The sequence below is a fragment of the Microbacterium sp. ZXX196 genome (genome assembly GCF_009709595.1).
Taxonomy (GTDB): domain Bacteria; phylum Actinomycetota; class Actinomycetes; order Actinomycetales; family Microbacteriaceae; genus Microbacterium; species Microbacterium excoecariae.
Genome location: NZ_WMEE01000004.1, coordinates 1 through 24,106 on the forward strand (window position 1 = coordinate 1; position 24,106 = coordinate 24,106).

Annotated in this window: 23 protein-coding genes; 15 read left to right on the top strand and 8 right to left on the bottom strand. The window is 70.8% G+C overall.

Annotated elements, in window-relative coordinates; all coding sequences use genetic code 11:
- Positions 1–195 precede the first annotated feature (195 nt).
- From GJQ66_RS05080 to GJQ66_RS05105, 6 genes are all read left to right on the top strand, one after another.
- On the top strand, positions 196–822 hold the full coding sequence (locus GJQ66_RS05080; protein ID WP_155048281.1) for a superoxide dismutase: 627 nt from the start codon (positions 196–198) through the stop codon (positions 820–822).
- A 106-nt stretch (positions 823–928) separates the two neighbouring features.
- Complete coding sequence (gene gap / locus GJQ66_RS05085) at positions 929–1,933, top strand: type I glyceraldehyde-3-phosphate dehydrogenase (protein ID WP_368732685.1); 1,005 nt, start codon at positions 929–931, stop codon at positions 1,931–1,933.
- 101 nt (positions 1,934–2,034) lie between these two features.
- Positions 2,035–3,249 (top strand): phosphoglycerate kinase, encoded by a 1,215-nt coding sequence (pgk, locus tag GJQ66_RS05090; RefSeq protein WP_155048283.1) that lies wholly within the window; start codon positions 2,035–2,037, stop codon positions 3,247–3,249.
- On the top strand, positions 3,240–4,028 hold the full coding sequence (tpiA, locus tag GJQ66_RS05095; protein WP_155048284.1) for a triose-phosphate isomerase: 789 nt from the start codon (positions 3,240–3,242) through the stop codon (positions 4,026–4,028). The genes pgk and tpiA overlap by 10 nt, the downstream gene beginning before the upstream one ends.
- 107 nt (positions 4,029–4,135) lie before the next feature.
- On the top strand, positions 4,136–4,384 hold the full coding sequence (gene secG / locus GJQ66_RS05100) for a preprotein translocase subunit SecG (RefSeq protein ID WP_338100754.1): 249 nt from the start codon (positions 4,136–4,138) through the stop codon (positions 4,382–4,384).
- Positions 4,384–4,737 (top strand): RNA polymerase-binding protein RbpA, encoded by a 354-nt coding sequence (locus GJQ66_RS05105; protein ID WP_155048286.1) that lies wholly within the window; start codon positions 4,384–4,386, stop codon positions 4,735–4,737. Before secG ends, GJQ66_RS05105 begins: the two co-directional genes overlap by 1 nt.
- A gap of 77 nt (positions 4,738–4,814) precedes the next feature.
- Here the strand turns inward: GJQ66_RS05105 and pgl are convergent, their stop codons facing one another.
- From pgl to tkt, 6 genes are read right to left on the bottom strand one after another with little or no spacing between them, the layout of a single operon-like run.
- Complete coding sequence (pgl, locus tag GJQ66_RS05110; RefSeq protein WP_368732686.1) at positions 4,815–5,546, bottom strand: 6-phosphogluconolactonase; 732 nt, start codon at positions 5,544–5,546, stop codon at positions 4,815–4,817.
- Positions 5,543–6,532 carry a glucose-6-phosphate dehydrogenase assembly protein OpcA gene (locus GJQ66_RS05115; RefSeq protein ID WP_368732687.1) on the bottom strand — a complete coding sequence of 330 codons (990 nt, stop codon included), beginning with the start codon at positions 6,530–6,532 and terminating at the stop codon, positions 5,543–5,545. The genes pgl and GJQ66_RS05115 overlap by 4 nt, the downstream gene beginning before the upstream one ends.
- Positions 6,529–8,082: a glucose-6-phosphate dehydrogenase gene (gene zwf, locus GJQ66_RS05120; protein WP_155048287.1), complete on the bottom strand. Its 1,554-nt coding sequence runs from the start codon at positions 8,080–8,082 to the stop codon at positions 6,529–6,531. The genes GJQ66_RS05115 and zwf overlap by 4 nt, the downstream gene beginning before the upstream one ends.
- A 20-nt stretch (positions 8,083–8,102) precedes the next feature.
- Positions 8,103–9,701 carry a glucose-6-phosphate isomerase gene (locus GJQ66_RS05125; protein WP_368732688.1) on the bottom strand — a complete coding sequence of 533 codons (1,599 nt, stop codon included), beginning with the start codon at positions 9,699–9,701 and terminating at the stop codon, positions 8,103–8,105.
- On the bottom strand, positions 9,698–10,804 hold the full coding sequence (gene tal, locus GJQ66_RS05130) for a transaldolase (RefSeq protein ID WP_155048288.1): 1,107 nt from the start codon (positions 10,802–10,804) through the stop codon (positions 9,698–9,700). The genes GJQ66_RS05125 and tal overlap by 4 nt, the downstream gene beginning before the upstream one ends.
- Positions 10,801–12,897, bottom strand: coding sequence for a transketolase (gene tkt, locus GJQ66_RS05135; protein WP_368732689.1), 2,097 nt, complete (start codon positions 12,895–12,897; stop codon positions 10,801–10,803). The genes tal and tkt overlap by 4 nt, the downstream gene beginning before the upstream one ends.
- A gap of 333 nt (positions 12,898–13,230) precedes the next feature.
- Here tkt and GJQ66_RS05140 point away from each other — a divergent pair, with 333 nt between their 5' ends.
- Positions 13,231–14,166 (top strand): heme o synthase, encoded by a 936-nt coding sequence (locus tag GJQ66_RS05140; RefSeq protein ID WP_368732739.1) that lies wholly within the window; start codon positions 13,231–13,233, stop codon positions 14,164–14,166.
- Positions 14,167–14,191: 25 nt separating this feature from the next.
- Entirely contained in the window at positions 14,192–15,682 is a 1,491-nt protein-coding gene (locus tag GJQ66_RS05145; RefSeq protein WP_155048290.1) for an MFS transporter, read from the top strand.
- Between the two features lie 2 nt (positions 15,683–15,684).
- Here the strand turns inward: GJQ66_RS05145 and GJQ66_RS05150 are convergent, their stop codons facing one another.
- Positions 15,685–16,578: a heme A synthase gene (locus GJQ66_RS05150; RefSeq protein ID WP_155048291.1), complete on the bottom strand. Its 894-nt coding sequence runs from the start codon at positions 16,576–16,578 to the stop codon at positions 15,685–15,687.
- 232 nt (positions 16,579–16,810) lie between these two features.
- Between GJQ66_RS05150 and sufB the strand changes: the two genes are divergently transcribed.
- The 7 genes from sufB (at position 16,811) to GJQ66_RS05185 (ending at position 23,541) form a co-directional block, all read left to right on the top strand.
- Positions 16,811–18,229: a Fe-S cluster assembly protein SufB gene (gene sufB / locus GJQ66_RS05155; RefSeq protein ID WP_155048292.1), complete on the top strand. Its 1,419-nt coding sequence runs from the start codon at positions 16,811–16,813 to the stop codon at positions 18,227–18,229.
- Between the two features lie 2 nt (positions 18,230–18,231).
- Positions 18,232–19,449 carry a Fe-S cluster assembly protein SufD gene (gene sufD / locus GJQ66_RS05160; RefSeq protein WP_155048293.1) on the top strand — a complete coding sequence of 406 codons (1,218 nt, stop codon included), beginning with the start codon at positions 18,232–18,234 and terminating at the stop codon, positions 19,447–19,449.
- A complete protein-coding gene (locus GJQ66_RS05165) occupies positions 19,446–19,772 on the top strand; it encodes a non-heme iron oxygenase ferredoxin subunit (protein WP_338100755.1) in 327 nt (108 codons plus the stop codon). The genes sufD and GJQ66_RS05165 overlap by 4 nt, the downstream gene beginning before the upstream one ends.
- 1 nt (position 19,773) lies before the next feature.
- The gene (gene sufC / locus GJQ66_RS05170) at positions 19,774–20,544 is read left to right on the top strand and encodes a Fe-S cluster assembly ATPase SufC (RefSeq protein WP_155048294.1); all 771 of its coding nucleotides are present in this window, start codon (positions 19,774–19,776) and stop codon (positions 20,542–20,544) included.
- Between the two features lie 10 nt (positions 20,545–20,554).
- Positions 20,555–20,884, top strand: coding sequence for a metal-sulfur cluster assembly factor (locus tag GJQ66_RS05175; RefSeq protein ID WP_155048295.1), 330 nt, complete (start codon positions 20,555–20,557; stop codon positions 20,882–20,884).
- Positions 20,885–20,959: 75 nt separating this feature from the next.
- Positions 20,960–22,114, top strand: coding sequence for a MalY/PatB family protein (locus GJQ66_RS05180; protein WP_368732690.1), 1,155 nt, complete (start codon positions 20,960–20,962; stop codon positions 22,112–22,114).
- A complete protein-coding gene (locus GJQ66_RS05185; protein ID WP_368732691.1) occupies positions 22,111–23,541 on the top strand; it encodes an MFS transporter in 1,431 nt (476 codons plus the stop codon). The genes GJQ66_RS05180 and GJQ66_RS05185 overlap by 4 nt, the downstream gene beginning before the upstream one ends.
- 1 nt (position 23,542) lies before the next feature.
- Here GJQ66_RS05185 and GJQ66_RS05190 read toward each other — a convergent pair whose 3' ends face one another.
- A complete protein-coding gene (locus tag GJQ66_RS05190) occupies positions 23,543–24,091 on the bottom strand; it encodes a TetR family transcriptional regulator (RefSeq protein WP_155048296.1) in 549 nt (182 codons plus the stop codon).
- Positions 24,092–24,106: the final 15 nt, after the last annotated feature.

The following is a 24,106-nucleotide window of genomic DNA, read 5'->3' on the forward strand; positions in this document are numbered from 1 at the left end:
CCAGGGCATCCCCGGCACCGAGTCGGCCGTGCCGGCGCAGGGCGAGCCCGCGTAATCCCGCCCGACTTTGCGCGCGAGTCGCAACGAGATGTCGGCGCCCGACCACCATCGGCGCCACCGTCACTAGGATGATGACTGTCCGCTCGGATCGCAGCGTGCGATGCCGAGAAACCGGCACGAAAGAGAAAGCGACTTATGGCTAAGTACACGCTTCCCGAACTCACCTACGACTACGCCGCGCTCGAGCCCCACATCAGCGCGCAGATCATGGAGCTTCACCACTCGAAGCACCACGCGACGTACGTCGCCGGCGCGAACACCGCGCTCGAGCAGATGGCGGAGGCCCGCGAGTCCGGCAACTTCGGTTCGATCAACAAGCTCGAGAAGGACCTCGCGTTCAACCTCGGCGGCCACACGAACCACTCCATCTTCTGGACGAACCTCACCCCCGAGGGCCAGGAGCGTCCCGAGGGCGAGATCGCCGCGGCGATCGACGAGCACTTCGGCTCCTTCGAGGGCTTCCAGGGCCAGTTCACCGCCGCCGCGCTGGGCATCCAGGGCTCCGGCTGGGCGGGCGTGTTCTGGGACTCGATCGGCAAGAACCTCGTCATCCAGCAGTTCTTCGACCAGCAGTCGCAGTTTGCGGCGGGCACGGTTCCCGTGCTGCTGCTCGACATGTGGGAGCACGCCTTCTACCTGGACTACAAGAACGTCAAGGCGGACTACGTCAAGGCGTTCTGGAACATTGTCAACTGGGACAACGTGAAGCTTCGCTTCGACACGGCGCGCGAGAAGACCGCGGGCCTGCTCGTCGCGAACTAAGTCCCCGGTCGGGCCGGTGGAGTGCGGATCCGCCGGCCCGACGCCCCCCACTTTTCTTCCAGACCCACCAATCGCCCCTCGGGGCATGCACATGAGGAGACACACAGTGTCCGCACGGATCGGTATCAACGGCTTCGGCCGCATCGGACGCAACTTCCTTCGGGCCGCCCTCGCCCAGGGCGCCGACATCGAGGTTGTCGCGGTAAACGACCTCACCGACAACAAGACGCTCGCGCAGCTGCTGAAGTTCGACTCGGTCGGAGGCCCCCTTGGCCGCGACGTCACGTTCGATGACGAGTCGATCACGGTGGACGGCACGCGGATCAAGGCGTTCGCGGAGCGCGACCCCGCCAACCTCCCGTGGGGCGACCTCGGCGTGGACATCGTCATCGAGTCGACCGGCTTCTTCACGAAGCCCGAGGCCGCCGAGAAGCACATCCAGGCCGGCGCGAAGAAGGTCATCATCTCCGCCCCGGCGAGCGGCCCGGCCCCGACGTTCGTCATGGGCGTCAACCACACGGACTACAACCCCGAGACCGACCACGTGATCTCGAACGCGTCGTGCACGACGAACGCGCTCGCCCCGCTGGCCAAGGTCTTCAACGACGCGTTCGGCATCGAGCGCGGCTTCATGATGACCGCGCACGCCTACACGGCCGACCAGAACCTGCAGGACGGCCCGCACAAGGACCTCCGCCGCGCGCGCGGCGCCGCGATCAACATCGTCCCGACCTCGACGGGCGCGGCGAAGGCGATCGGCCTCGTCCTCCCCGAGCTCAACGGCAAGCTGGACGGCACGAGCTACCGCGTTCCGGTCCCGACCGGCTCGATCGTCGACCTCACGCTCGTCACGAAGGACGGTCTGACCGCCGACGAGATCAACGCCGCCTACCAGGCCGCCGCGGAGGGCCCCCTCAAGGGTGTTCTGCAGTACTCGGACGACCCGCTGGTCTCGAGCGACATCCAGCTCAACGCGCACTCGTCGATCTTCGACTCTGGCCTCACGAGCGTCAGCGGCAACCTCGCCAAGGTGTCGTCCTGGTACGACAACGAGTGGGGCTACTCGAACCGCCTCGTCGATCTCGCCGTGTACGTCGGCGGGCAGCTCTGACCCAGACGCCCTCACGGCTCGCATCCCCGAGATGACCGGACGCCCGTCCGCCGCGCACACCGTGCGCGTGCGGGCGGGCGTTCGCGGTAGATTGGCGAACGATGACACTTCGAACTCTTGATTCCCTGGGCGACCTCGCGGGTAAGCGCGTCTTCGTCCGTTGCGACTTCAACGTTCCGCTCTCCGACGGGCGGATCACGGACGACGGGCGCGTGCGCGCGGCCCTCCCGACGCTGAAGGCCCTGCTCGACGCGGGCGCACGCGTCGTGACGTCCTCCCACCTCGGCCGCCCGAAGGGCGCGCCCGACCCCCAGTTCTCCCTCGCGCCGGTCGCCGAGCGCCTCGGCGAGCTCCTCGGGCGCCCCGTCGCGTTCGCGAGCGACACCGTGGGATCCGCCGCCCAGGAGGCCGTCGACGCGCTCGAGGACGGTCAGATCGCGGTCCTCGAGAACCTGCGTTTTAACGCGGGAGAGACGGCGAAGGACGACGCCGAGCGCCGCGCCTTCGCGGAGCAGCTCGCGGCCTTCGCCGACGTGATGGTGTCGGACGGCTTCGGCGTCGTCCACCGCAAGCAGGCGAGCGTCTACGACCTCGCACAGATCCTCCCGAGCGCCGCCGGAACGCTCGTCGCGCACGAGGTGTCCGTGCTCGAGCGCCTGCTGGAGGCCCCCGAGCGTCCCTACACGGTGGTTCTCGGCGGGTCGAAGGTGAGCGATAAGCTCGGCGTCATCGACAGCCTCCTGCCGCGCGTGAACAAGCTGCTCATCGGCGGCGGCATGGCCTACACCTTCCTCGCGGCCCAGGGGCACGCGATCGGGAAGAGCCTCGTGGAGACCGATCAGATCGAGACGGCCCGCGGCTACATCCAGGCGGCGAAGGAGAAGGGCGTCGAGCTCATCCTCCCCGTCGACTCCGAGATGGCCGCATCGTTCTCGGCCGATGCCGGGCACGCAGTCGCCCCGAGCGACGCGCTCGAGGGCACGGAGTTCGGCGCCGACGCGCTCGGCCTCGACATCGGGCCCGAGACGGCGCGCCTGTTCGCCGACGCGATCGCGTCGTCGACGACCGTGTTCTGGAACGGTCCGATGGGCGTGTTCGAGTTCCCGGCCTTCGCGGAGGGCACGCGCGCCGTGGCCGACGCCCTCACCCGCGCGAGCGGCCTCACGGTCGTCGGGGGCGGCGACTCGGCCGCGGCCGCGCGCACCCTCGGATTCGCCGACGACCAGTTCGGCCACGTGTCGACCGGCGGCGGCGCCAGCCTCGAGTTCCTCGAGGGCAAGAAGCTTCCCGGACTGGAGGTCCTCGGATGGGCGTGAGCCGTACCCCGCTGATTGCGGGCAACTGGAAGATGAACCTCGACCACCTGCAGGCGGTCGCGCTCGTGCAGAAGCTCCACTGGAGCCTCAAGGACGCCGGGCACGAGGCCGACTCGGTCGACGTCACGGTGTTCCCGCCGTTCACCGACCTGCGCAGCGTGCAGACGCTCCTCGACGCCGACAAGATCCCCTTCGGGCTCGGCGCCCAGGACCTGTCGACGCACGACTCCGGCGCGTACACGGGCGAGATCTCGGGCGAGTTCCTCGCGAAGCTGAACTGCGGATCCGTCATCATCGGGCACTCGGAGCGGCGCGAGTACCACGCGGAGGACGACGCGGTCGTCGCCGCGAAGGTGGCGCAGGCCCTGAAGCACGCGCTCGTCCCGGTCATCTGCGTGGGGGAGACGAGCGAGGACCTCGAGAAGTTCGGCGCGAGCGCCGTGCCGGTCGCGCAGCTCGAGAAGGCGCTGGAGTCGGCGTCGGCGACGTCCGAGATCGTCGTCGCATACGAGCCGGTCTGGGCGATCGGGTCCGGCCAGGCCGCGACGCCCGAGCAGGCGCAGGAGGTCTGCCAGAAGCTGCGCGACGTGATTCGGGAGAAGCTCGGCGCGGATGCGGCGGAGCGCACGCGCGTGCTCTACGGCGGATCCGTGAAGTCGGGCAACATCGCCGCCTTCATGCGCGAGCCCGACATCGACGGCGCGCTCGTCGGCGGGGGCAGCCTCAAGGTCGACGAGTTCAGCGCGATCATTCGCTACCAGAAGCACGTCGGCGTGTGAGGATCCGGCGGGGCGCGCCGCCGAGGCGCGCCCCGCCGGGCCCTTCCCGCCCCGTATACTGTTTGCTTGTGTGCGCCGACTGGCGGGCACGAAGGAAAGGCCACACCGTGCAGATTCTCGAGATCGTTCTGCAGGTCCTGCTCGGCATCACGAGCCTCCTGCTGACGCTGTTCATCCTCATGCACAAGGGCCGCGGCGGCGGCCTCTCCGACATGTTCGGGGGCGGCATGACGCAGGCGGTCAGCTCGTCCGGATCCGCCGAGCGCATGCTCAACTACCTGACGATCGTCCTCGCGCTCGTGTGGTTCCTCTCGATCGTCGGCCTCGGCCTGATCACGAAGTTCCAGGTCCTCTGATGGCCGGCGGCGCGAGCGCGATCCGCGGGACCCGCGTCGGGTCCGGCCCGATGGGGGAGCAGGACCACGGCCACCAGGCCGAGCGGGTGGCGATCACCTACTGGGACGGCCTGGGCAACGAGGTCGTGAAGTACTACTCGGCGGACATCCCCGACGAGGAGATCCCCGCGATCGTCGACCACCCCAAGAGCGGCCTCCCGGCCGGGCGCGACAAGGACAACCCGCCCGCGCCCGAGAAGAACGAGCCGTACAAGACGCACCTCGCCTACGTGAAGGAGCGCCGCACCGACGAGGAGGCCGACGGCCTGCTCGAGGAGGCCCTCCAGAAGCTCCGCGACAAGCGCGGGGCGTAGACCCGGCACACACACGACGACGCGGCCCCGCGGTATCCTCATCGGATCCGCGGGGCCGCGTCGTCGCGTCTCGTGGCCTACAGCGCGTCGCGCGCGACGAACATCACCGTCTCCGCGGTGCCGCGCACGGCCGCGGCGGGGGCGTCGGAGGCGTCGGCGCCCGAACGGACCTGCGCGACCGCCTCGGCCTTGTCCGCGCCCGAGACGACCAGCCAGACGCGAGCGGACGCGTTGATGACCGGCAGCGTGAACGTCACGCGCTCCGGCGGCGGCTTGGGGGAGTTCCGGACGGGGAGCACGGTCGCTCCCGTGACGTGGACCTCGTCGCGGCCGGGGAAGAGCGACGCGACGTGCGCGTCGGGCCCCATGCCGAGCAGGCACACGTCGAACGCGGGCGCCTGGGCCCCCTCGGCGGCGTGCGCCGCGAGCTCGTCCGCGTAGGCGCGGGCGGCGTCGTCGAGCGTGCCGTCCTCGGTCGCCCACGGCTCGTGCACGTTCACGTCGGGCAGATCGAGTGCGTCGAGCAACGCCACGCGGGCCTGGCGCGAATTGCGCTCGGCGTCGAAGCGGGGCACGAACCGCTCGTCGCTCCACCACAGGTGCACGCGCGACCAGGCGACGTCGGCTCGCTCGGGAAGGTCCGCGATGGCCTCGAGCGTGGCGATCCCGAGGGATCCGCCCGTCAGCGCGACGTGCGCCACGTTCTCGCTGGCGGTCAGCGGGATGAGCTCCGCGACGAGGCGCTCGGCCGCACGCTGCGCGACGTCGGCCTTGGTCGGCAGCTCGACGAACTCCACCTCGGCGCTCACTCTGCTGACTCCGCGTGGTCACTCGGGATCGTCGGGACCGCCGCGGTGCCGTGCGTCTCGGCGGGCGCGCGGAGCGCGTCCCATCCGTCGGTGATGACGCGGCCGTAGAGCCGGTCGGGGTCGAGGCGGCGCAGCTCCTCGGCGAGGCACTCGCGCAGCGAGCGGCGCGGCAGGAGGAGGTCGTGATCGGGCTGGCCCGGCTGCGTCAGCGTGGCGTGCGTCGGCGAGTGCCGCTCGAGGAGGATGTCGCCGCTCGGGCGCGCCAGGCGCACCGAGTGGATCCCGTGATCCCACGTGCTCGGGCGCTCGTACTGCCACGCGACCGGCACCTCGAGCGCGAGGCCGAGCCAGGCGGCCAGGAGCGCGGTCGACGGCGACGTGCTCGCGCCGCGCACCTCGACGGCCGTGACGTCCTCGTACGGGGGCTGGTCGAGCACGGAGGCCAGCTGCTCGCGCCACCTGGTCAGGCGGGTCCACGCGAGGTCCGTGTCGCCCGGGCGATACGTCTCGTCGAGGCGCTGCAGGCGATCCGCCGCCTCCGGCGAGGTCGACGAGTCGGTGATGCGGCGGTGGGCGATGCGACCGAGCGGATCGAGCGCGGGCGCGGCCGGCGGAGAATCGGGCCACCACACGACGACGGGAGCGTCGGGGAGCAGGAGGCCCGTCACGAGCGACTCGGGGTTGCTGCCCGCGTCGCCGTGGGCGCGGAGGATGACGACCTCGCTCGCACCGGCGTCGCCGCCCACGCGGATCTGCGCGTCGAGGCGCGAGGCGTCCTCGGGATGCGTCACGAGGACGATGACGCGCATGGGGTGCTCGCGCGAGGCGTCGTTCGCGGCCTCGATCGCCTCCTCGACAGGGCGGTAGTCGCTCTTGATGATGAGGGTCAGCACGCGGCCGAGGGCGACCGCGCCGCCCTCCTCGCGCACGCTGACGAGCTTGCGGGCCACCGTGCTGACGGTGGTCTCGTTGAGATCGATGATCACGGGCGCCTCCAGACGCGTCCATCCTGCTGCAGCAGGGCATCGGCCGACTGGGGACCCCAGGAGCCCGGCTCGTACTGTTCGAGGGGCTCGTTTAGCGAGGCCCAATATTTCTCGATCGGGTCGAGGATCCGCCAGGACAGCTCGACCTCCTCGTGGCGCGGGAAGAGCGGGGGGTCGCCCAGGAGGACGTCGAGGATGAGGCGCTCGTATGCCTCGGGGCTCGCCTCGGTGAACGCGTGCCCGTAGCCGAAGTCCATCGTCACGTCGCGCACGTGCGTGCCGTTGCCCGGGACCTTGGAGCCGAAGCGCAGCGTCACGCCCTCGTCGGGCTGCACGCGGATGACGAGCGCGTTCTGACCGAGCTCGGAGCGGTCGCGGCCGCGCGAGAAGAGGTGCTCGGGCGCGCGCTTGAACACGACGGCGATCTCGGTGACGCGGCGGCCGAGGCGCTTGCCCGTGCGGAGGTAGAACGGGACGCCGGCCCAGCGGCGCGTCTCGATGCCCACCTTGATGGCGGCGTAGGTCTCGGTCGTCGAGCGCGGGTTCATCCCGTCCTCGTCGAGGAACCCCGTGACCTCCTCGCCGCCCTGCCAGCCGCCGGCGTACTGCCCGCGCGCCGTGGCGGTCGAGAGGTCCTCTGGCAGGCGCACGGCGGCGAGCACCTTCTCCTTCTCGGCGCGCAGGTGCTCGGCCGAGAGGCTGATGGGCTCCTCCATCGCCGTGAGGGCGAGGAGCTGAAGGAGGTGGTTCTGGATGACGTCGCGGGCCGCGCCCACGCCGTCGTAGTACCCCGCGCGCCCGCCGACGCCGATGTCCTCGGCCATCGTGATCTGCACGTGGTCGATGTGGTTGCGATTCCACAGCGGCTCGTACAGCTCGTTCGCGAAGCGCATCGCGAGGATGTTCTGCACCGTCTCCTTGCCGAGGTAGTGGTCGATGCGGAAGATCGAATCGCTCGGGAAGGCGGCCTCGAGGGCGTCGTTCAGCTCGCGCGCCGACTCGAGGTCGTGGCCGAAGGGCTTCTCGATGACGACGCGTCGCCAGCGGTCCCCGCTCTCCGCGGACTCGTCGACGAGTCCGGAGTTCAGTAGCTGCTGGGCGACGTCGGGGAACGACTTCGGCGGGATCGAGAGGTAGAACGCGTGGTTCCCCATCGTGCCGCGCTCGCGGTCGAGCGTGTCGATCGTCTCGCGCAGGCGCGCGAACGCCGCGGCATCGTTGAACTCGCCCTGTACGAAGCGGATTCCCTGCACGAGCTGCTGCCAGGTCTCCTCGCGGAACTCGGTGCGCGAGTGCTGCTTGACGGCGTCGTGCACGACCTGCGCGAAGTCCTGGTCGTCCCAGTCGCGGCGGGCGAACCCCACGAGCGCGAAGCCCGGGGGGAGGAGCCCGCGGTTGGCGAGGTCGTAGACGGCGGGCATGAGCTTCTTGCGCGACAGGTCGCCCGTCACGCCGAAGATGACGAGGGCGCTCGGGCCGGCGATGCGGCTGAGGCGGCGATCGTCGCTGTCACGCAGCGGGTTCACGCCGCGCTGGATGGGAGCAGACATATTTCCCTTGAGAGGCGAGGTTAGGAAGCGGCTTCGAAGAGCGGGAGCACTTCGGCCTGGGGGTCGGTCAGGGTCAGCGTGACGACGGGGCGGCCGAGGCCGGCGAGGACGCCCGCGTCTCCGGCGGCCTGCGCCTCGATGAGCTGCCCAAACGTGAAGGGACGCCCGGGGATCTCGAGGTCCTTCTCGGAGCGCTCCGTCAGCTGGAGGAACACTCCCGTCCGGGGCCCGCCCTTGTGGAGCTGCCCCGTCGAGTGCAGAAAGCGCGGGCCCCACCCGAACGTTGTGGGGCGGCCCGAGTCGGCGGCCACCATCTCGCGCAGTCCGGCCAGGTGCGGCACGTCCGTGCGGTCGAGGTAGGCCTGGATGGCGACGTAGCCGTCCTCCCCGAGGCGCGCCCAGAGCGCGTCGAGGACGCCGGCGATCGTGCCGGACTCCGCGAGCAGCGGATCCGAGACGCGCACCTCGATGCCGCCCTCCGTGAAGGCGGGGGCCGCGAGCTCGGGGCGATCGTCCAGCAGCGCGCGCGTGGCGGCCTTGGCCGACTCGACGTCGGGCTGGTCGAACGGGTTGATGCCGAGGATCCGGCCCGCGATGGCGGTCGCGTGCTCCCAGACGAGGAACTGCGCGCCCAGCGTGCCGCTGACGAGGATCTCGCCGTGGTGGCGGCCCGCCGACTCGTGGGCGTCGTCGACGAGGCGGCACACGACGAGGTCGGCGGGCGGGTTCTCGACTTCGGGAGAGACGTCGAGGAGCGGCACGGGCAGGATCCCGGTGCCCTCCTTGCCGGTGGACTCGGCGATCAGCTGCTCGATCCAGGCGGGCAGTCCCACGATGTGCGTGCCGGCCTCGACGAGCGCGAGCTTGTCGCGACGCGGGGACGTGCCCGCGATCGCCGCGGCGAGGACGAGCGCCGGGTTGTCCGGGCTGTCGATGGCGACCTGCAGCATGCTCGCCTCGGCCTCGTCGAGGAGCTCGCCGATGTCGGCGCCCGCGAGGCCCGCGGGGACGAGCCCGAACGCCGTGAGCGCGGAGTAGCGGCCGCCGACGTTCGGGTCGGCGTGGAAAACCCGGTAGCCCTCCGCAGCCGCCGTCTCCTCCAGCGGGGAGCCGGGGTCGGTCACGACGACGATCCGGGTGGCGGGGTCGATGCCGAGGTCGCGGAAGGCGGCGGCGAAGGCCCGCCGCTGCGCGTCGGTCTCGACCGTCGAGCCGGACTTGGAGGACACCACCAGCACGGTGCGGGTGAGGTCGTCGTCGACCGCGTCGAGCACCTGGCTCGGCGCGGTCGAGTCGAGGACCGTGAGGTCGATGCCCGACGTCTGGGCAATCACCTCGGGGGCGAGTGAGGATCCGCCCATGCCGGCCAGCACGACGCGCGTCACGCCGTCGGCCGCGAGATCCTCGCGCAGCGCGAGGATCTGCGGCACGAGCGGACGCGACGTCGTGACGGCGTCGACCCAGCCGAGGCGCACGGTCGCCTCGGCCTTGGCGGCGGGGCCCCACAGGGTGGGGTCGCCCGCCGTGATCCCCGACGCCACGAGCTCGCTCGTGAGCGTCGGGAGCCACTGGTCGACGGCGCCGGCGACGGCGCCCGAGACATGGACGGAGAAGGTCACTTCGCGGCCTTGAGCGCCTGCTCGACCGTGGCCTGGAGCTCGTGCCAGGACGCGATGAACTTCTCGACGCCCTCGTCCTCGAGCACCTGCGTGACGTCCGCGAAGTCCACGCCGACGGCGGCCAGCGCCTCGAAGACGCCGTGCGCGTCCGCGTACTGCGTGGTAACGGTGTCGCCCGTGACCTCGGCGTGGTCGAACGTTGCCTCGAGCGTCTTCTCCGGCATGGTGTTGACGGTGCCGGGCGCGACGAGCTCCGTCACGTACAGCGTGTCGGGCAGCGCGGGGTCCTTCACGCCCGTCGATGCCCAGAGCGGACGCTGCGCGTTCGCGCCCGCCGCCACGAGGCCACGGGCGCGCTCGCCCGCGAACTTCTCCTCGTAGAGCTCGAACGCGAGCCGCGCGTTCGCGACGCCCGCCTTCGACTTGAGGGCGAGGGCCTCGTCCGTGCCGATGGCCGCGAGGCGCTTGTCGACCTCCGTGTCGACGCGCGACACGAAGAACGAGGCGACCGAGTGGATCCCGGCGAGGTCGATGCCCGCCTCGCGCGCCTTCTCGAGGCCCGCCAGGTATGCGTCGATGACCTCGGCGTAGCGCTCGAGGCTGAAGATCAGCGTGACGTTGACGCTGATGCCGGCGCCGATCACTTCGGTGATCGCGGGCAGGCCGGCCTTGGTAGCCGGGATCTTGATGAGCACGTTCTCGCGGTCGACGCGCGCGAACAGGTCCTTCGCCTGGGCGATCGTCGCCTCGGTGTCGTGCGCGAGGTCGGGGGAGACCTCGATCGACACGCGGCCGTCGAGCGAGCCCGTGGCGTCGTAGACCGGGCGGAAGATGTCGCAGGCGTCGCGCACGTCCTCCGTCGTGATCGAGAAGATCGCCTCGTCGATCGACGCGTCGGCGGACGCGAGGGCCGCGACCTTGCTCTCGTAGGAGGCGCCGTTGGACAGCGCGCCCGCGAAGATCGTCGGGTTCGTCGTGACGCCCGTGACGGTGCGCGACTCGATGAGCTCGGCGAGGTTCCCGGACGAGATGCGCTCGCGGGAGAGGTCGTCGAGCCAGATGCTGACGCCGGCGGCGGCGAGCTGGGCGGTGGGGGAGGTCATGCGTTCTCCTTGAGGGTCTCGCGTGCGGCCTCGACGACCGCGTCGGTGGTGACACCGAACTTCTCGAACAGGGTCTGGTAGTCGGCGGACGCGCCGAAGTGATCGATCGACACCGAGCGGCCCGTGTCGCCCACGATGGCGCGCCACGGCATCGCGATGCCCGCCTCGACGGAGACGCGCGCCCGCACGGCGGCCGGCAGGACGCTCTCGCGGTACTCCTCGCTCTGCTCGGCGAACCACTCGAGCGACGGGGCGGAGACCACGCGGGCGGAGACGCCCTCGGCCGCGAGCTTCTCGCGCGCCTCGACGGCGAGCTGGACCTCGGATCCCGTGGCGATGAGGATGACGTCGGGCGTGCCGCCCGGGGCCTCCTGCAGCACGTACGCGCCGCGCGCCGCGAGCGACGCCGACGCGAAGCCGTCCCCGGTCGCCTCGCCCTCGCCGCGCTCGAACGTCGGAACGCCCTGACGGGTGAGCGCGAGTCCGGCCGGCCCGCTGCGGCGGGCGAGGATCTCGAGCCACACGGCCGCGGTCTCGTTCGCGTCGGCGGGGCGCACGACGGCCAGGTTCGGGATCGCGCGGAGCGCCGCGAGGTGCTCAATCGGCTGGTGCGTCGGGCCGTCCTCGCCCAGCGCGACCGAGTCGTGCGTCCAGACGAAGATGGTCGGGATGTTCATGAGCGCGGCGAGGCGCACGGCCGGACGCATGTAGTCGGCGAACTGCAGGAAGGTGCCGCCGTAGGAGCGCGTCTTGCCGTGCAGCGTGATGCCGTTCAGGATCGCCGCCATGGCGTGCTCGCGGATGCCGAAGTGCAGCACGCGGCCGTAGGGGTTTCCGGCGAACTTCGCGGTCGAGCGCGCGGCCGGGATGAAGGACGCGGCGCCGTCGATCGTCGTGTTGTTGCTGCCCGCGAGGTCGGCGGATCCGCCCCACAGCTCGGGCAGCTCGGCGGCGAGGGCGTTCAGGACCTTGCCGGAGGCGGCGCGGGTCGCGATGCCCTTGCCCGCCTCGAACCGCGGCAGCGCGTCGGCGATGTTCTCCGGGAGCTCGCCGGCCTCGAGCCGGTCCCACAGCGCCTTGCGCTCGGGGTTGGCCGCGGCCCAGGCGTCGAACTTCTCCTGCCACGCGGCGTGCGCCGCGGCGCCCCGCTCGGCCAGCGAGCGGGTGTGCGCGATCACGTCGTCCGCGACGTCGAAGGACTTCTCGGGGTCGAAGCCCATGACGGACTTCGTCGCCGCAAGCTCGTCGCCGCCGAGGGCGGATCCGTGGATCCCGCCCGTGTTCTGCTTGCCGGGGGCCGGCCAGCCGATGATCGTCTTGAGCACGATGAGCGAGGGCTTGCCGGTCTCGGCCTTCGCGGCCTCGATCGCGGCGAACAGGGCGGCGGCGTCCTCGACATACTCGCCGGTCTTCTTCCAGTCGACCTCCTGGACGTGCCAGCCGTACGCCTCATAGCGGGCGGCGACGTCCTCGGTGAACGCCACGTCGGTGTCGTCCTCGATCGAGATCTGGTTGGCGTCGTAGAGGACGACAAGGTTGCCGAGCTCCTGGTGGCCGGCGAGCGACGAGGCCTCGCTCGTCACGCCCTCCTGCACGTCGCCGTCCGAGGCGATGACGTACACGAAGTGGTCAAAGGGGCTCTCGCCCGCGGGGGCCTCGGGGTCGAACAGCCCACGCTCGTAGCGCTGGGCGTAGGCGAAGCCGACGGAGGAGGCGAGGCCCTGCCCGAGCGGGCCCGTGGTGATCTCGACGCCGTCGGTCTCGCCGAACTCGGGGTGCCCGGGGGTCTTGGAGCCCCACGTGCGCAGCGCCTTCAGGTCGTCGAGCTCAAGCCCGAAGCCGCCGAGGTACAGCTGCACGTACTGGGTCAGCGAGGAGTGCCCCGCCGACAGGATGAAGCGGTCGCGTCCCGGCCAGTGGGTGTCGGCGGGGTCGTGGTTCATGACGCGCTGGTAGAGCAGATACGCCGCCGGCGCCAGGCTCATGGCGGTTCCCGGGTGCCCGTTGCCCACCTTCTCGACGGCGTCAGCCGCCAGCACTCGCGCCGTGTCGACAGCACGTCGATCAATCTCGTCCCAACGCAGTTCCGTCACCGGGTGCCTTTCTTGAGGGGGTGAATGCGCCGCGGTCCGTGTGACCTTCCGCCGGAGTCTCGGGCGAGGGCCCGCGAGCGTCGACGCGCTTTCCGGCCCCAGCATAGTGACTCGCCGGGGTACCCGCTCCAGGGTGTCGACCGATGACGACGGGGCGGTTCCCCGCGCGAGTCGGGGCCGTTTCGGGCTGCTCATCCCGCGGTGGGCGGTCACGTGAGGTTGTGAGGACGCTGGTCGTCTCGGCCGTGGGGCCTGGCCTAGACTGGGGTGGTTACGCGCAGAGTGAACAACCGGGAGGCCACAGCCGTGTCGACGACGTCTCGCCCCGATGCCGTGCCCGCGGGCGCCGAGCAGACTGGGCGGACCCGCGACATCCGCCGGACGATTGCGGCGTACGTCGCGCTGACGAAGCCGCGCGTGATGGAGCTCCTGCTCGTCTCAACGGTTCCCGTGATGTTCCTCGCGGCCGGGGGCGTGCCCAACCTGTGGCTCGTCGCGGCGACCGTCCTCGGCGGCGCGATGAGCGCGGGATCCGCGGCGGCCTTCAACATGTACATCGACCGCGACATCGACGCGAAGATGCGGCGCACGCGGAATCGCCCCATCGTGACGGGCGATGTGACGCCGCGCCAGGCCCTCGTGTTCGCCTGGTCGCTCGCCGTGATCCAGGCCGTGTGGTTCCTCGCCTTCACGAACCTGCTGACGACCGTCCTCTCCGTCGTCGCGATTTTCTTCTACGCCGTCATCTACACGATCCTGCTCAAGCGCCACACCGAGCAGAACATCGTGTGGGGCGGGATCGCCGGGTGCTTCCCCGTGCTCATCGGCTGGGCCGCCGTGACGAACTCGCTCGACTGGGCGGCCTTTGTGCTCTTCGCGCTCGTGTTCCTCTGGACGCCGCCGCACTACTGGCCACTGTCGATCAAGTACGCCGCCGATTACGACGAGACCGACGTGCCGATGCTCGGCGCGACGCGGTCCGGCGCGCAGGTCGGCCTGCAGGTCGTGCTGTATGCGTGGGCGACGGTCGCCTGCTCGCTCCTGCTGATCCCCGTGGCCGGCATGGGGCTCGTGTACACCGCGTGCGCGCTCGTGTTCGGCGCGTGGTTCCTCTACGAGTCCCACCGGATGTACACGATGTCGGTGCGCGCGGCGGCGGGCGTGGAGCAGGGATCCGAGGCGCGCCCCATGCGCGTCTTCCACGCGTCCATCACGTACCTCACGCTTGTGTTCCTCGCCGTGGCCGTGGATCCGCTCCTGCCGTTCTGACCCGGCCGGCTAGCCTGGTCACATCATGACGAGCGCCGGCGAACCCCCTCAGACCCGCGCGATCGACCTCGACCACGCCGGGCGCTGGCGCGCCTTCTGGGTGTGCGTCTCGGTCGCCGCGCTCACGATCCTCGACATCTCGAAGGTCAACGTCGGTCTCGCCTCGATCGAGAGCGCGCTCGGCGGCGGATCCACGGAGCTGCAGCTCGTCGTGTCGGGCTACATCCTCGCCTTCGGCCTGACGCTCGTGCCCTTCGGGCGCATCGGCGACCAGCGTTCGCGCCGCACGCTCATGATCGTGGGCCTGTCGTCCTTCATGGTGACGAGCATCGTGTGCGCGCTCGCGCCGAACATCTGGGTCCTCGTCATCGGGCGCTTCCTGCAGGGCATCGCCGCGGGAATCCAGATGCCCCAGGTGATGGGCACGATTCAGCAGGTGTTCCAGGGCAAGGAGCGCGGTGCCGCGTTCGGGCTGTTCGGCGCGGTCATCGGACTCTCGACGGCGTTCGGCCCGACCCTCGGCGGCCTCCTCATCGCGCTCGGCGGTCCCGAGGACGGCTGGCGCTGGATCTTCTGGATGAACGTGCCGCTGTGCCTCGCCGTGCTCATCCTCGCGGCGCGCGCGCTGCCCGAGGTGCGGCGCCCCAGCACCGCAGCCCTCACCCTCGACCCGGTCGGGCTCGCCCTGTTCGCGCTGGTCGTAGCGACGCTGATGCTGCCCTTCCTCTTCACGACCGGATCCCCGAGCGACGCCCCCGAGCGCTGGTGGCTGCTCGTGCCGTGCACGCTGTTCGCTGCGGCGTTCGTCGCGTGGGAGCGCCGATACGCCGCACGCGGTCGCTCGCCGCTCGTGCCGCTGCGGCTGTTCCGGATCATGTCCTGGCGCAACGGCACGGCGCTCCAGACCCTCTACTTCGCCGCCCTGCCGTCGGTTTTCCTGCTCACGGCGCTCTACCTTCAGGCCGGGCTGGGCCTCGAGGCGGTGTTCGCGGGCATGGTCACGATCGGCTTCGCCCTGATGAGCGCCGTCACCTCGTGGTACGGCGGGCGCATCGTCGCGCGGTACGGCCGCGCCCTGGTCGTGTTCGGCCTCGCGGTCGTCCTCGTCGCGATCGTCGCCCTCGTCGCCATCGCCCGGCTCGCCTCCGACGAGGTGACGCCCTGGCTCATGGTCGTGGCGCTCGCGCTCGGCGGCGTCGGCGGCGGGTTCGTCATCTCGCCGAACCAGACGCTGACGCTCGCGGAGATCCCGCCCTCGGAGGGCGGCCTGGCCGGATCCGTCGGTCAGCTGGGCCAGCGCGTGGGCAACGCCATCGGGGCGGCGATCGCGCTGTCGATGTTCTACTCGACGATTTACCGCGAGGACGGCACCCGCAGCGGGAGCGCGGTGTTCCACGACGCGTATGGGACGGGGCTCCTCGCGGCCGCCCTGTTCGTCGCGGCCGCGCTCGCGGTGTCCCTCGTCGACCTCGGCGCGCGCCGGCGGCGCGAGCGGTCGGGGGCGGGGGAGGCCTGAGGTTACGCCCGGGCGGGGCGCTTCAGTCGCAGGACGACGACGACGTACGCGGCGGACGTGAGGGCCGCGAGGACCATGTGGATCCCCACCAGCAGCGGTGGGAGAGCCGTGTTGGCCTGCCAGACGCCGACGAAGATCTGCACGGCGAGCGCGCCGAGGAACGCGAGCGACCAGCGCCGCGTCGGGAGCCGGCGCGCCCAGGCGATCCCGGCGATCGCGAGGGTCAGCGCGAGCAGGATGTATCCGGGCCAGGCGTGCACGTGGGCGAGGATCGTCGCGTCGAAGCCGTTGCGCACGACGTCGGCGTCCCCCGAGTGCGGGCCGTTGCTCGTCGTGAGCACGCCGAAGGCGATCGTGACGGCGAGCACGAGGGATGTCGCGTGCACGAGGGCGGCGTAGCCCCGCGGCACCGCGCGCTCGCGGGGGCCCGCGGGCTCGTACAGGCGTACGAGGAACGCGGCGGCCACGCACACGAGGACGAGGGACGCCGTGTAGTGGAACGCGACGAGAAAGGCGTTCAGGCCCGTCCAGACGGTCACGCCGCCCGCGACGGCCTGGGCGAGCACGCCGCCGAGGACGATCCAGGCCAGCACGAACAGGTCGCGCCGCTCGGCCCGCCGGCGCCACACCAGCACGAGCACGACCAGGGCGAGTACGCCCACGACCGTCGACATGAGCCGGTTGCTGAACTCGATGACGCCGTGGACGCCCATCGCCTCCGTCGGCACGAGCGAATCGGGGGTGCACAGCGGCCACTCGGTGCAGCCGAGCCCGGATCCGGTCAGGCGCACGGTCCCCCCGGTCGCGATGATGATGACCTCGGCGAGGAACGACAGCCACGCGAAGACGTACAACGCCGTCGAAAAGCGGGTGGGAGCGGACGTGACGGCGGTCATGGCGGGGCGCCTCCTCGGCCGCGGGCGCACATCGTCAGAGCCGACGACGGTCCGGGCGAAACCTGTAGAATCTGTGGTGAAGGATGCGGGCCCCATGGGCTCGAGTCGCATCCGAAAACAGTCTAGGCGCGAAACCTGCGCCGCCATGCAGGGTCCACCCACGCCGCCAGGTGCTCCGAGGCGGTGGGACAGATGACACTGGTCGAGACCCCTGAGGAGAGTGTGAGCCGTCATGTCTGAAGTGCTGATCGACCGCCCCGAACTCGAAGGGCTGGGGGTGTACGAGTTCGGCTGGCACGACTCCGACGTCGCCGGCGCGAGCGCCCAGCGCGGACTCAGCGAGGCCGTCGTCCGCGACATCTCCCGCCTCAAGAACGAGCCCGAATGGATGCTGAAGACGCGCCTGAAGGCGCTGAAGCTCTTCGGGAAGAAGCCGATGCCGACGTGGGGTGCCGACCTCAGCGACATTGACTTCGACAACATCAAGTACTTCGTCCGGACGACGGAGAAGCAGGCCCAGACCTGGGATGACCTGCCCGAGGACATTAAGAACACCTACGAGCGGCTCGGCATCCCCGAGGCCGAGCGCCAGCGCCTGGTCGCGGGCGTCGCGGCCCAGTACGAGTCCGAGGTGGTCTACCACCAGATTCGCGAGGACCTCGAGAGCCAGGGTGTCATCTTCATGGACACCGACACGGCCCTGCGCGAGCACCCCGAGTTCTTCGAGGAGTACTTCGGCACGGTGATCCCCGCGGGCGACAACAAGTTCGCCGCGCTCAACACCGCCGTGTGGTCCGGCGGATCCTTCGTCTACGTCCCGAAGGGCGTCCACGTCGAGATCCCGCTGCAGGCCTACTTCCGGATCAACACCGAGAACATGGGCCAGTTCGAGCGGACGCTCATCATCGCCGACGAGGGCAGCTACGTCCACTACATCGAGGGCTGCACGGCCCCGATCTACAAGAGCGACTCGCTGCACTCGGCCGTCGTCGAGATCATCGTGAAGAAGAACGCCCGCGTGCGCTACACGACGATCCAGAACTGGTCGAACAACGTCTACAACCTCGTCACGAAGCGCGCGATCGCCGAAGAGGGCGCGACGATGGAGTGGGTCGACGGCAACATCGGATCCAAGGTCACGATGAAGTACCCGTCGATCTTCCTTATGGGCGAGCACGCCAAGGGCGAGACGCTCTCGGTCGCGTTCGCGGGCCCGGGCCAGCACCAGGACGCGGGCGCGAAGATGATCCACATGGCGCCGTACACGCAGTCGTCGATCGTCTCGAAGTCGATCGCCCGCGGCGGCGGTCGCGCCGGCTACCGCGGCGAGGTGCGCGTCGACGAGAAGGCCCACCACTCGGCCAACTCGGTCGTCTGCGACGCGCTGCTCGTGGACACGCAGTCGCGCTCGGACACCTACCCGGCGATCGATATCCGCGTCGACGACGTCGTCCTCGGTCACGAGGCCACGGTGTCGAAGGTCAGCGAGGAGCAGCTCTTCTACCTGATGAGCCGCGGCCTCGAGGAGACCGAGGCGATGTCGATGATCGTGCGCGGCTTCATCGAGCCGATCGCGCGCGAGCTGCCGATGGAATACGCCCTGGAACTCAACAAGCTCATCGAAATGGGCATGGAAGGATCGGTCGGCTAGGAATGACGACCCACACCCAGGCGCCCGTCGAGGCGCAGGACGCGCACGCCCACGTGGACCCCGTGCGAGCCCTCATCGGCTCGCAGGAGGGATCCGCCGCCCCCATCCAGACCCGCTCCGAGCGGCCGCGCTCGGCGTCGCCCGCCGATTTCGGCGTGCCGACGGGGCGCGAGGTGAACTGGAAGCACACGCCGATCTCGCGGATCTCGTCGCTGTTCGAGCCGGCCGGTGACGAAGGTGGCGTCTCCTACTCCTTCGCCTCGGGCGGGGAGTACGGGCAGGCGACGCTCGCGGCGGGCGAGGCCCCGCGCGGGGAGTTCTTCGAGCCGGAGGACATCACGGCCGCGGTCGCCGGCCAGGGCGCGCGCGAGGCGTTGCACATTCGCCTCCCGCGCGAGGCGGAGATCGCCGAGCCCATCGTGCTCGACATCGCCGGGCTCGGCGCCGGGCGCCGGGCTGACGGCTACATCGTCATCGAGGCCGAGGCGATGTCGAAGGGCACGGTCGTGCTGCAGCACACCGGATCCGCCGACTACGCCCAGAACGTCGAGATCCTCGCGCGCGACGGATCCCAGCTCACGGTCATCTCGGTGCAGAAGTGGGCGGACGACGCGAACCACGCGGCGGCGCACCAGGCGCGCGTGGACCGCGACGCGTCGCTGACCCACTTCGTCATCACCTTCGGCGGCGGCGTCGTCCGCGTGAACCCGACGCTCGAGCTGTCGGGACAGGGCGCGAACGGCGAGATGTTCGGCCTGTCCTATAGCGACTCGGGCCAGCACTTCGAGAGCCAGGTCTACCTCTTCCACAAGGGTGCCGACACCACGGGCGACGTGCTCTACAAGAGCGCCCTGCAGGGCGAGTCGGCGCGCAGCGTGTGGATCGGCGACGTGCTCATCGGGCCGGACGCGACCGGAACCGACTCCTACGAGGCCAACCGCAACCTCGTGCTCACGAACGGCGCGCGCGCGGATTCGATCCCGAACCTCGAGATCAAGACGGGCGACATCAAGGGCGCGGGGCACGCCTCCGCGACCGGCCGGTTCGACGACGAGCAGCTCTTCTACCTGCAGGCCCGCGGCATCAGCGAGGAGGAGGCCCGTCGACTCATCGTCCTCGGCTTCCTCGCCGAGATCCCGCAGCGGATCCAGGTGCCCGAGCTGCAGGCGACGCTCATCGCCGACATCGAGCGCGAGATCGCCGAAGGGGTCCGGTCGTGAGCGCGACGCGCGTGTGTGCGCGCGGAGAGCTCGTCCAGGACGAGCCGATGCGCGTCGAGGTCGACGGCGTTCCGATCGCCCTCGTCCTCGACAGCAACGACGAGATCCACGCGATCGGCGACACCTGCACGCACGGCGACATCTCCCTCTCGGAGGGTTTCGTGGAGGGCGAGACGCTCGAGTGCTGGGCGCACGGATCCGCGTTCTCGCTCAAGACGGGCAAGCCCCTCAACCTCCCCGCTTACGAGCCCGTCCCGGTCTACGCCGTCGAGATCGACGGCGACGACGTGCTCATTGACATCAACGTGAAGAAGGAAAACTGACATGGCTGTTCTCGAGATCCGCGACCTGCACGTCACGGTCGAGACCGATGAGGGCACGACGCCGATCCTTAACGGCGTGAACCTCACGATCCGCAGCGGCGAGACGCACGCGATCATGGGCCCGAACGGTTCGGGCAAGTCCACGCTCGCGTCGACCATCGCCGGTCACCCGAAGTACACCGTCACGGGCGGATCCATCACGCTCGACGGCGAGGACGTCCTCGAGATGAGCGTCGACGAGCGCGCCCGCGCGGGCCTGTTCCTCGCGATGCAGTACCCCGTCGAGATCCCCGGCGTGACGGTGACGAACTTCCTGCGCACCGCGAAGACGGCGATCGACGGCGAAGCGCCCTCGATCCGCACGTGGACGAAGGACGTCAAGGAGGGCATGAAGAACCTCCGCATGGACCCGAAGTTCGCGCAGCGCAATGTCAACGAGGGCTTCTCGGGCGGCGAGAAGAAGCGCCACGAGATCCTTCAGCTCGAGCTCCTGAAGCCGCAGATCGCGATCCTCGACGAGACCGACTCGGGCCTCGACGTCGACGCGCTGAAGATCGTCTCCGAGGGCGTCAATCGCGCGAAGGACACGTCGGGGCTCGGCGTGCTGCTCATCACGCACTACACGCGGATCCTGCGGTACATCACCCCCGAGTTCGTGCACGTCATGGTCGCGGGCCAGGTCGTCGAGGAGGGCGGCCCGGAGCTCGCCGAGCGGCTCGAGAGCGAGGGCTACGCCGCGTACCTGCCGGCGGACGCCCCGCTCGAGGCGTAAGGTCGCACCCATGACCGCCACCCTCACGTCGGAGAAATACGACGAGGTCACGGAGGCGCTCAAGGACGTCATGGACCCCGAGCTCGGGGTGAACGTGGTCGACCTGGGGCTCATCTACGACCTCGCGTGGGACGAGGAGAACGACGCGCTCGTCATTCACATGACGCTGACGAGCGCCGGGTGCCCGCTCACGGACGTCCTCGAGGAGCAGACCGCCCAGTCGCTCGACGGCGTCGTGGAGCGCTTCCGCATCAACTGGGTGTGGATGCCGCCGTGGGGCCCCGAGCGCATCACGGACGACGGGCGCGACCAGATGCGCGCGCTCGGCTTCGCGATCTGAGCCCCTGCCGCGGGCCCCGGGATTCCTCCCGGGGCCCGCGGTGCGTTGTCGGGGAGGGGTATTAGGGTCGAAACCGTGACCACGCCGCTCGACGCCCTGCCCCTCGATGTCCTCCGCACCCGCACGAGCACGAAGTGGGCGACGCACGACGCCGACGTCCTGCCGTTGTTCGTCGCCGAGACCGACTTCGCGCTCGCCGAGCCCATCGAGCGGGTCCTCGCGGAGGCCCTGCGGGTGGGCGATACGGGCTACGTGCCCCCGCGCACGCGCTATCCGGAGGCCTTCGCGGGCTTCGCCGCCCGGCGGTTTGGCTGGGACGTGGATCCGGCCGACGTGCGCACGACGTGCGACGTGATGATGGGCGTCGCGGAGCTTGTGCGCGCCGTCGCGGCGCCGGGCGACCGGGTCGTCGTGACGCCCCCGGTGTATCCGCCGTTCTTCATGGTGCACGACGAGGCACACACCCAGGCCGTCGAGGTCCCTCTCCTGGAGGAGGGCGGGGTGTGGCGGCTTGATCTCGGCGGCATCGAGCGCGCGTTCGCGGACGGCGCCGTCGCGATGCTGCTGTGCAACCCGCACAACCCGACCGGTACGGCGCACTCCGCCGCCGACCTCGCCGAGCTCGCGCGCATCGCCGAGCGGCACGGCGCGACGGTCATCAGCGACGAGATCCACGCGCCCCTCGGTATGCCGGGCACGGAGATCACCCCCTTCCTCTCGGTCTCCCCGGAGGCGGCCGAGGTCGGCGTCGCCGTGCTCTCTGCCTCGAAGGCCTTCAACCTCGCCGGCCTGAAGTGCGCCCACATGGTCTCGGCCTCGCCCGCGAAGCGGGAGCTCGTGCGGGCCATCCCCGCGGAGGTCGAGTGGCGCACGGGGCTGTTCGGCATCAGGGCCGGGATCGCGGCCTTCGAGGAGGGCGACGCGTGGCTCGACGCGCTCATCGCGCGCCTCGCGCTGAACCAGCGCCTCCTCGTCGATCTCCTGGCGGAGCACGTGCCGGGCGCGCGGTACACGCCGGGCGACGCCGGATTCCTCGCGTGGGTCGACCTGGCGGGCGCGGGATTCGGACACGACGCGGCGGCGCGGATCCTCGCGGGCGCGCGCGTCGCGCTTAACCCGGGGCCGTCGTTCGGCGCGCCGGGCGCCGGCCACGTGCGCATCAACTACGGCACGGGCCCCGAGATCCTCACCGAGGCTGTGCGCCGCATCGGCCGGGTCGCGTCCTCGTGACCCACGCCGACCCCGGGAGCTACTCGGGGCCGCTGCCCATTCAGCCGCCGCGGCAGGGCGCCTCGATCTGGGGCCGCGCGTACGTGTGGACGACGGCCGGCGCGATCGCGCTGGTGTTCCTCGCGGCGATCCAGTCGCTCGCGGTCACGACGGTCATGCCGGCCGTGGCCGACGACCTGGACGGCCACGCGCTCTACGCCGTCGCGTTCTCCGGGATGTTCGCGACGAGCGTCGTGGGCATGGTCGTCGCCGGCGCGTGGTCCGACCGGCGCGGCCCCGTGTGGCCCCTGCTCCTCGCGACCGCGGCCTTCGTCGCCGGGCTCGTGATCGACGCGGCGGCCGGATCCATGGAGGTTCTCGTGGCGGGTCGCCTCGTGATGGGGCTCGGGTCGGGCGGGCAGATCGTCTCGCTGTACGTCGTCGTCGCGCGCGTGTTCCCCGCGAACCTGCACGGCCGCGTCATGGGCGCGTTCTCGGCCGCGTGGGTCGTGCCGTCGCTCGTCGGCCCCGCGCTCGCGGGCGCCGTGACGGAGTTCTTCCACTGGCGGTGGGTGTTCGGCGGCGTCGCGGCCCTGGCGGTCGTCGCGATCGCCATGCTCGCCCCGGCGCTCCGCAGTCTCGACCCCGGAACGCCGGGAGAGAAGACCGGCGGGATCGGCCAGCGGGTGGGGCTCGCGATCGCCGTCGCCGCGGGCGCGCTCGTGCTCAGCATCGCGGGGGAGGGCGCGGGGGAGTCGGCCGGCTCGGGTCCGGCGGGCGTGCTCGTCGCCGCCGTCGCGCTCGCGGTCGTGCTCCTCGCCATGCGTCCGCTCCTGCCGCGGGGCGCCTACCGCCTCGGGCGCGGGCTCCCGAGCGTGATCGTGGCGCGGGGTCTCGTCGCCGGCAGCGTCTTCGGCGCCGAGATCTACGTGCCCTACCTGCTCCGAGAGCATTACGGCTTCGGCCCAACGTGGGCGGGCCTCGGGCTGACCGTGTCCGCCCTGACCTGGGCCGTCAGCGCGAATCTCATCGGCGCGCGGGGCGACCGCCTCGGGAACGCGCGGATCGCCGTCGGCGGCGCGGTGCTTCTGATCCTCGCCTGCGCGATCGTCGGGGCCTCCGCCGTGCTCGACGTCCCGGCGTGGGTGCCGATCCTCTCCTGGGGTTTCGCGGGGCTCGGCGCGGGGGCGGTCTACCCGCGCCTGACCGTCCTCTCGCTCGCGTACTCCACCCGGCAGAACCAGGGCTTCAACTCGGCCGCCCTGCAGATCGCGGACGCCGTCGGCACGGCCTCGACGATGGCCATCATGGGGCTCGTGTTCGTCGCGCTGGGCGGCATGACGAGCGCGGGCGCCTTCGTCGCGATGTTCGCGCTCGCCGCCGGGCTCGCGGCGCTCTCCGTCGTGCCGGGGCTCCGGCTGGGGCACGCCGCCGAGCTGCGCGGCTGAGCTAGTCCGCGCCGCGGTGACCGCCCCCGCGCAGCGCGCGGATCCCGGCGTCGAAATCCGCGAGCGCCTCTCGATCGATCGCGCCCGGATCCTGGTCGTACGCGCCGATCACGGCGGCCTGCATGCGCTGCTGCACGAGCGAGGCGTGCCCGAGGAGGAACTGCGCGAGAACCGTCGCCCCGCGCTCCGGATCCGGATGCGCCTCCCGCGCCAGCGCGTCGCGGAGCAGCCCGTGCACCGCGTTCTCGCCGAGCGCGAGGGCGGCCGAGGAAAGGACGACCTCGGCGCCGTCGCGGTGGGCGAGCAGCGCCCGGCGCACGGCGCGCGCGGTGTCGGCGAGGCCGCCCGCGGAGCCGGCCTCGGACACGATGCGGTCGGCGACCGCGGCGAGCAGGGACTGCTTGTTCTCGACGTGCCAGTACAGCGCGCTGGGGCGCACGCCGAGGTCGGCGGCGAGACGGCGCATCGACAGGTCGGGCAGGCCGTACTCATCGAGGAGCCGGAGGGCTGCGGTCACGATCTCCGCGCGCCCGAGTCCGCGTTCGCTCATGTGTATGACTATACT